The sequence below is a fragment of the Neisseria sp. 74A18 genome (assembly GCF_001308005.1).
In the GTDB taxonomy this organism is placed as follows: Bacteria; Pseudomonadota; Gammaproteobacteria; order Burkholderiales; family Neisseriaceae; genus Neisseria; species Neisseria dumasiana.
Window position 1 is genome coordinate 1 of sequence record NZ_LGZA01000056.1, and the last position, 5,970, is coordinate 5,970.

1 protein-coding gene, 2 tRNA genes and 3 rRNA genes are annotated in these 5,970 nt (G+C 50.8%); all 6 read right to left on the reverse strand.

Features of this window, described 5'->3' with window-relative positions:
• Positions 1-206 (reverse strand): helix-hairpin-helix domain-containing protein (locus tag AKG43_RS11505; RefSeq protein WP_054617426.1); only part of this gene is annotated, 206 nt, incomplete at its 3' end.
• Positions 207-529: 323 nt separating this feature from the next.
• Positions 530-642, reverse strand: a 5S ribosomal RNA gene (gene rrf, locus AKG43_RS11510).
• A gap of 138 nt (positions 643-780) precedes the next feature.
• A 23S ribosomal RNA gene (locus AKG43_RS11515) occupies positions 781-3,667 on the reverse strand.
• Between the two features lie 328 nt (positions 3,668-3,995).
• A tRNA-Ala gene (locus tag AKG43_RS11520) sits at positions 3,996-4,071 on the reverse strand.
• A 49-nt stretch (positions 4,072-4,120) separates the two neighbouring features.
• Positions 4,121-4,197, reverse strand: a tRNA-Ile gene (locus AKG43_RS11525).
• A 111-nt stretch (positions 4,198-4,308) separates the two neighbouring features.
• Positions 4,309-5,849: ribosomal RNA gene (locus AKG43_RS11530) — 16S ribosomal RNA — on the reverse strand.
• The 16S, 23S and 5S rRNA genes sit together here with 2 tRNA genes alongside, the layout of an rRNA operon.
• Positions 5,850-5,970: the final 121 nt, after the last annotated feature.

A 5,970-nucleotide genomic window follows, 5' to 3' on the forward strand; every position in this document is an offset into this window, starting at 1 on the left:
TCGCCGATACCCTTCACGTTCTTCAAATCGTCCACACTCTTGAACTGGCCGTTGTGCTGACGGTAGGCCACAATCGCCGCCGCCTTCGACGGGCCGATACCCGGCAGAGCCTTCAACTCCTCCTCCGTTGCCGTATTGATATTCACCGCCGCCAGCGACAGCGCCGACAACAACATAGCCGATACCCCTGCATAAAATCGTTTCATATATGTTTTCACAATAATGCTCCTTATTCCGAATGTGTTTGAAACGCCCCGTCCGTTGCCGCAGATTTTGCAGCACCTTTGTGGGCGGCCAACCATCATAAACAGATTAGCCCGCCCCTTCAAATACTAATAACCAAAGTAACAATACAGAAGCCGGATATTGTCGCAACCGGGCAACATCCCCTTTCATCACGAGACGGAACACTACCGCAAATAAACCTTTTTTTGCCCTATGCCTGTAAAACCATAGGTGCGGCAAACAAGCCTTCCCCCAGTCAGCAAAAAACCCCTGATATATGCAATATCAGGGGTTCGGAATAAGTGTCTGGCAGTGACCTACTTTCACATGGGTATCCACACTATCATCGGCGCTGAGTCGTTTCACGGTCCTGTTCGGGATGGGAAGGCGTGGGACCAACTCGCTATGGCCGCCAGACGTAAACTGTACAAATCGGGAAAGCCGTTAGGGAAGAACTCTTCCGCTTATTATTCAATCAACTGTGATGTGTATCGTCTTCAAGACTGATGTAAGCTTTATTTTTCAGAACACGTCTTTCAAAGTTCTTCAAATGATAGAGTCAAGCCTCACGAGCAATTAGTATCGGTTAGCTTCACGCATTGCTGCGCTTCCACACCCGACCTATCAACGTCCTGGTCTCGAACGACTCTTTAGTGCGGTTAAACCGCAAGGGAAGTTTCATCTTCAGGCGAGTTTCGCGCTTAGATGCTTTCAGCGCTTATCTCTTCCGAACTTAGCTACCCGGCGATGCGACTGGCGTCACAACCGGTACACCAGAGGTTCGTCCACTCCGGTCCTCTCGTACTAGGAGCAGCCCCCGTCAAACTTCCAACGCCCACTGCAGATAGGGACCAAACTGTCTCACGACGTTTTAAACCCAGCTCACGTACCACTTTAAATGGCGAACAGCCATACCCTTGGGACCGACTACAGCCCCAGGATGTGATGAGCCGACATCGAGGTGCCAAACTCCGCCGTCGATATGAACTCTTGGGCGGAATCAGCCTGTTATCCCCGGAGTACCTTTTATCCGTTGAGCGATGGCCCTTCCATACAGAACCACCGGATCACTATGTCCTGCTTTCGCACCTGCTCGACTTGTCGGTCTCGCAGTTAAGCTACCTTTTGCCATTGCACTATCAGTCCGATTTCCGACCGGACCTAGGTAACCTTCGAACTCCTCCGTTACTCTTTGGGAGGAGACCGCCCCAGTCAAACTGCCTACCATGCACGGTCCCCGATCCGGATAACGGACCTGGGTTAGAACCTCAAAGCCACCAGGGTGGTATTTCAAGGACGGCTCCACAGAAACTGGCGTCTCTGCTTCTAAGCCTCCCACCTATCCTACACAAGTGACTTCAAAGTCCAATGCAAAGCTACAGTAAAGGTTCACGGGGTCTTTCCGTCTAGCAGCGGGGAGATTGCATCTTCACAACCATTTCAACTTCGCTGAGTCTCGGGAGGAGACAGTGTGGCCATCGTTACGCCATTCGTGCGGGTCGGAACTTACCCGACAAGGAATTTCGCTACCTTAGGACCGTTATAGTTACGGCCGCCGTTTACTGGGGCTTCGATCCGATGCTTGCACATCTTCAATTAACCTTCCAGCACCGGGCAGGCGTCACACCCTATACGTCCACTTTCGTGTTAGCAGAGTGCTGTGTTTTTAATAAACAGTCGCAGCCACCGATTCTCTGCGACCCTCCAATGCTTACAGAGCAAGTCTTTCACATCAAAGGGCATACCTTCTCCCGAAGTTACGGTATCAATTTGCCGAGTTCCTTCTCCCGAGTTCTCTCAAGCGCCTTAGAATTCTCATCCTGCCCACCTGTGTCGGTTTGCGGTACGGTTCGATTCAAACTGAAGCTTAGTGGCTTTTCCTGGAAGCGTGGTATCGGTTACTTCTTGTCCGTAGACAATCGTCATCACTTCTCGGTGTTAAAAAAGACCCGGATTTGCCTAAGTCTTCCACCTACCGGCTTAAACAAGCTATTCCAACAGCTTGCTAACCTAACCTTCTCCGTCCCCACATCGCATTTGAATCAAGTACGGGAATATTAACCCGTTTCCCATCGACTACGCATTTCTGCCTCGCCTTAGGGGCCGACTCACCCTACGCCGATGAACGTTGCGTAGGAAACCTTGGGCTTTCGGCGAGCGGGCTTTTCACCCGCTTTATCGCTACTCATGTCAACATTCGCACTTCTGATACCTCCAGCAACCTTCTCAAGTCACCTTCATCGGCCTACAGAACGCTCCCCTACCATGCACTAGGTGCATCCGCAGCTTCGGTTATAGATTTGAGCCCCGTTACATCTTCCGCGCAGGACGACTCGACCAGTGAGCTATTACGCTTTCTTTAAATGATGGCTGCTTCTAAGCCAACATCCTGGCTGTCTGGGCCTTCCCACTTCGTTTACCACTTAATCTATCATTTGGGACCTTAGCTGGCGGTCTGGGTTGTTTCCCTCTCGACAACGGACGTTAGCACCCGCTGTCTGTCTCCCATGATTGCACTTTCCGGTATTCTTAGTTTGCCATGGGTTGGTAAGTCGCAATGACCCCCTAGCCATAACAGTGCTTTACCCCCGGAAGTGATACATGAGGCACTACCTAAATAGTTTTCGGGGAGAACCAGCTATCTCCGAGTTTGTTTAGCCTTTCACCCCTATCCACAGCTCATCCCCGCATTTTGCAACATGCGTGGGTTCGGACCTCCAGTACCTGTTACGGCACCTTCATCCTGGCCATGGATAGATCACTCGGTTTCGGGTCTACACCCAGCAACTCATCGCCCTATTAAGACTCGGTTTCCCTACGCCTCCCCTATCCGGTTAAGCTCGCTACTGAATGTAAGTCGTTGACCCATTATACAAAAGGTACGCAGTCACCCAATTAATAGGCTCCCACTGTTTGTATGCATCAGGTTTCAGGTTCTATTTCACTCCCCTCCCGGGGTTCTTTTCGCCTTTCCCTCACGGTACTGGTTCACTATCGGTCGATGATGAGTATTTAGCCTTGGAGGATGGTCCCCCCATATTCAGACAGGATTCCACGTGTCCCGCCCTACTTGTCGTATACCTAGTACCACTGATGAAATTTCGAATACGGGGCTGTCACCCACTATGGCCAAGCTTCCCAGCTTGTTCTTCTATCTCAACAGCTATCATATACAGGCTCCTCCGCGTTCGCTCGCCACTACTTACGGAATCTCGGTTGATTTCTTTTCCTCCGGGTACTTAGATGGTTCAGTTCTCCGGGTTCGCTTCTCTAAACCTATGTATTCAGTTTAGGATACCGTATTAATACGGTGGGTTTCCCCATTCGGACATCACCGGATCATAGCTTTATTGCCAGCTCCCCGATGCTTTTCGCAGGCTTACACGTCCTTCGTCGCCTATCATCGCCAAGGCATCCACCTGATGCACTTATTCACTTGACTCTATCATTTCAAGAACCTCTCTGACTTCGTTGTTTCGGCGTTGACTACCTACCCAACTTGAAGACTCTACTCTGACAAAGCTTACTGCTTGTTGTGTACCGAACTGTGCCTTTTGTGTTTCACAGTTCAGTCGATACAATCATCACCCAAATACTGTGGCTTACCTGTTACGGTAAGCCGACATTGTCTTTGTTTGTTGATTTCGGCTTTCCAATTTGTTAAAGATCAATGCGTCTGTTTATCCGCTTACGGTTAAACTTTGCAAATTAAAACGAGCTGCGCATTCTAGCAGCTTACTTTAATTTGTAAAGTCTTTTTGGCGTAGTTTTGGTGGAGGCAAACGGGATCGAACCGATGACCCCCTGCTTGCAAAGCAGGTGCTCTACCAACTGAGCTATGCCCCCATACTCTTAACCAAGTATCGATACCGATTACTTTCGCTTTGAGAATGTCTGGTGGGTCTGGGAGGACTTGAACCTCCGACCCCACGCTTATCAAGCGTGTGCTCTAACCAGCTGAGCTACAAACCCAAGGTCTCTTGTCTTTGCACACCCAAACTTCAAGCATGCAAAAATTCAAACGCATCTTTAATTTCACAGTTTACCGATAAGTGTGAGTGCCCGCGACCTCTTCTTCTCTAGAAAGGAGGTGATCCAGCCGCAGGTTCCCCTACGGCTACCTTGTTACGACTTCACCCCAGTCATGAAGCATACCGTGGTAAGCGGGCTCCTTGCGGTTACCCTACCTACTTCTGGTATCCCCCACTCCCATGGTGTGACGGGCGGTGTGTACAAGACCCGGGAACGTATTCACCGCAGTATGCTGACCTGCGATTACTAGCGATTCCGACTTCATGCACTCGAGTTGCAGAGTGCAATCCGGACTACGATCGGTTTTGTGGGATTGGCTCCACCTCGCGGCTTGGCTACCCTCTGTACCGACCATTGTATGACGTGTGAAGCCCTGGTCATAAGGGCCATGAGGACTTGACGTCATCCCCACCTTCCTCCGGCTTGTCACCGGCAGTCTCATTAGAGTGCCCAACTTAATGATGGCAACTAATGACAAGGGTTGCGCTCGTTGCGGGACTTAACCCAACATCTCACGACACGAGCTGACGACAGCCATGCAGCACCTGTGTTACGGCTCCCGAAGGCACTCCTCCGTCTCTGGAGGATTCCGTACATGTCAAGACCAGGTAAGGTTCTTCGCGTTGCATCGAATTAATCCACATCATCCACCGCTTGTGCGGGTCCCCGTCAATTCCTTTGAGTTTTAATCTTGCGACCGTACTCCCCAGGCGGTCAATTTCACGCGTTAGCTACGCTACTAAGGCATCAAGTGCCCCAACAGCTAATTGACATCGTTTAGGGCGTGGACTACCAGGGTATCTAATCCTGTTTGCTACCCACGCTTTCGGGCATGAACGTCAGTATTATCCCAGGGGGCTGCCTTCGCCATCGGTATTCCTCCACATCTCTACGCATTTCACTGCTACACGTGGAATTCTACCCCCCTCTGACATACTCTAGCCACCCAGTTTCAAACGCAGTTCCCAGGTTGAGCCCGGGGATTTCACATCTGACTTAAGTAACCGTCTGCGCCCGCTTTACGCCCAGTAATTCCGATTAACGCTCGCACCCTACGTATTACCGCGGCTGCTGGCACGTAGTTAGCCGGTGCTTATTCTTCAGGTACCGTCATCACTCAAGGGTATTAGCCTCAAGCTTTTCTTCCCTGACAAAAGTCCTTTACAACCCGAAGGCCTTCTTCAGACACGCGGCATGGCTGGATCAGGCTTGCGCCCATTGTCCAAAATTCCCCACTGCTGCCTCCCGTAGGAGTCTGGGCCGTGTCTCAGTCCCAGTGTGGCGGATCATCCTCTCAGACCCGCTACTGATCGTCGCCTTGGTAGGCCTTTACCCCACCAACCAGCTAATCAGACATCGGCCGCTCGAATAGCGCGAGGTCCGAAGATCCCCCGCTTTCCTTCTCAAAGCGTATGCGGTATTAGCCATCCTTTCGGACAGTTATCCCCCACTACTCGGTACGTTCCGATGCGTTACTCACCCGTTCGCCACTCGCCACCCAAGAAGCAAGCTTCTTTGTGCTGCCGTCCGACTTGCATGTGTAAAGCATGCCGCCAGCGTTCAATCTGAGCCAGGATCAAACTCTTATGTTCAATCTCTAACTTTTTAACTTCTGGTCTGCTTCAAAGAAACCGACTGACAATGATATAATCTTGTCTCGTCTGTTTTTGTCGCAGTGTGAGGCCTAAGACACTCACACTTATCGGTAATCTG